We start from the raw sequence: 2,054 nt of genomic DNA on the forward strand, positions 1-2,054 counted from the left end.
ACGAACTCACCGTGGACGGCGTGCACCTGACGTACCGTCCGCTCCGCGCGAGCGGCGAACGGCACGACCTGTACCGGACCAACCGCGACTACCTCGGTGTCCTCCGCGCCACCGGCACCGACCAGGACACCGTCGACCGAGTGGTGGCCGACTTCCTCGCCGCCCGGCGCTGGGAGATCCAGCCGTGACCGCCGTCGCGCCCGTGAAGGCGCCCGAGACCGCCGCCCTCGCGAACAACGCTGTCTCCTTCACCCTCTCCCCGGACCCCGCCGAAGCCGCCCTCCTCATACGCGTACTCAGCGCCCTCCTCCGCGAGGACGTCGTCGGACTGCGCAGCCGCGGCACGCTCGTCGAGCGCCCGGACGGCCCCTGGCTGCGCCTGCCCGCCGAGGGCGACGACGGCCTGCTGCTCCCTGTCGTCGAGGACGGGTTCCAGTCGGTATACGCCGCCCGACTGCCCCTGCTCGTACGGGAGTCGGACGGCATGGAACTCACCACCTGCGACACCGTCCTCGCCGAACTGCGCACGCTGGCCGACCCCGTCGACCGCGACGGCTTCGACGCCTTCGCCGAGGAGTGCCGGCAGACCCTCGAGACGATGCGGCTGCACGACGAGACGGCGCACGAGGTGGCCGACGGGCTCACCCGGCTCTACGGCCCCGACCTCGCCGACTGGACCGGGCTGCGCGGTGGCCTGGCGTACGAGACCCTTGCCGCGCGCCTCGACCACCCGGTCTACCCGACCGCACGTGGCCGCTCGGGACTCGACGAGGGCCGACTGCGCTCCCACGCCCCGGAGTTCCACCCGAACTTCGCACTCCAGTGGCTCGCCCTGCCCCGCGAGGCCGTCACCGTCAGCGGACAGCTGCCGGACGGCTGGCCCACCCCCTCCGCCCTCGGTCTCGCGGACCTTGACCCCACCCATGTCGCCCTGCCCGTCCACCCGTTGACCGTCGGCGAACCACTCGACGCCGCCCTGCGCGAGACGGGACTCGCAGGCCGTGCCGTGCTCGCCGACTGGCCGTACCTCGATGTCGTACCCACCCTGTCGATGCGCACGGTCGCGCCGACAGCCGCGCCCTCCCTGCACCTGAAACTCCCCCTGGCGACGGCCACGTTGGGCCTGCGCAACAAGCGGTCCATCAAACCCGGCACCCTCGTCGACGGCGCCGCCGGGCAGCGGCTGCTGGAGGCGGTGATCGACCGCGAGCCCCGCTTCAGGGACAAGGTGCTGCACGCCGACGAGACCGTGTACGCGCACGCCGGGCACGAACTGCTGGCCGTGCTGTGCCGGCGCTACCCGTCGGGCCTCGACGACTCCGTCGTCGTCCCCATGGCCGCGCTCCTCGCCGAGGCACCCGGCGGGGGACTGGTCGTCGACCACCTCGCCGACCGCTTCCACGGCGGTGACGTGACCGCCCTGCTGGACGCGGTGCTCACCCTGCTGTTCGACTGGCAGACCACACTCTTCGGGTACGGCATCGCGCTGGAGTCCCACCAGCAGAACGTCTCCCTGGTCCTCGGCCCGGAACCCGGCGACCTGCGGCTGCTGCTGAAGGACAACGACGGGCCGCGCATCAACACCGCCCGGCTGGCCGCCACGCTCGGCGAAGGCGAAGGCGAAGGCGAAGGCGAAGGCGAAGGCGAAGGTGGCGGCGGCGGTGGCGCCTGGGGCTTCGACGACGCGCGGACCTTCGGCCCCGACGACCGGGCGGTGGCCGATGTGTTCACCACGATCACCGTCCATCTGTGCGCGGGCGCCTACGCGTTCGGCCTCGCCCGTCACGGCCGCGCCCCGCTGCCCGAGCTGCTGGACCTCGTACGGGACCGGCTCACCGAGGCCGTCGACCGGCTCGGCGGCGCCGCTGCGGCCGTCCTGCGCGCCCGTGTACTGAACGCGCCCGAGCTGCCGGTGAAGGCGATGGTGACCGCCGGGACCCTGCTCAGCAAGGAGCGGTCGGGCGCCGCCGACATCAACAAGCACTACACCACCGGGCCCAACTACCTGCTCCGGCCGGGAGGTTCGGCATGACCGCCGAGGCGCTTCCGATGCC

General features: G+C 72.8%; 1 protein-coding gene and 1 pseudogene. Both read left to right on the forward strand.

The annotated features are described in order from the left end of the window. Nucleotides 1-188, forward strand: a pseudogene (locus STRIP9103_RS04515) (siderophore biosynthesis protein); the annotation flags it as partial. A gap of 98 nt (nucleotides 189-286) precedes the next feature. Continuing rightward, nucleotides 287-2,032, forward strand: coding sequence for an IucA/IucC family protein (locus STRIP9103_RS04520; RefSeq protein ID WP_048819683.1), 1,746 nt, complete (start codon nucleotides 287-289; stop codon nucleotides 2,030-2,032). The last annotated feature ends 22 nt before the right edge of the window (nucleotides 2,033-2,054 follow it).

It is taken from the genome of Streptomyces ipomoeae 91-03 (assembly GCF_000317595.1).
Lineage (GTDB): Bacteria > Actinomycetota > Actinomycetes > Streptomycetales > Streptomycetaceae > Streptomyces > Streptomyces ipomoeae.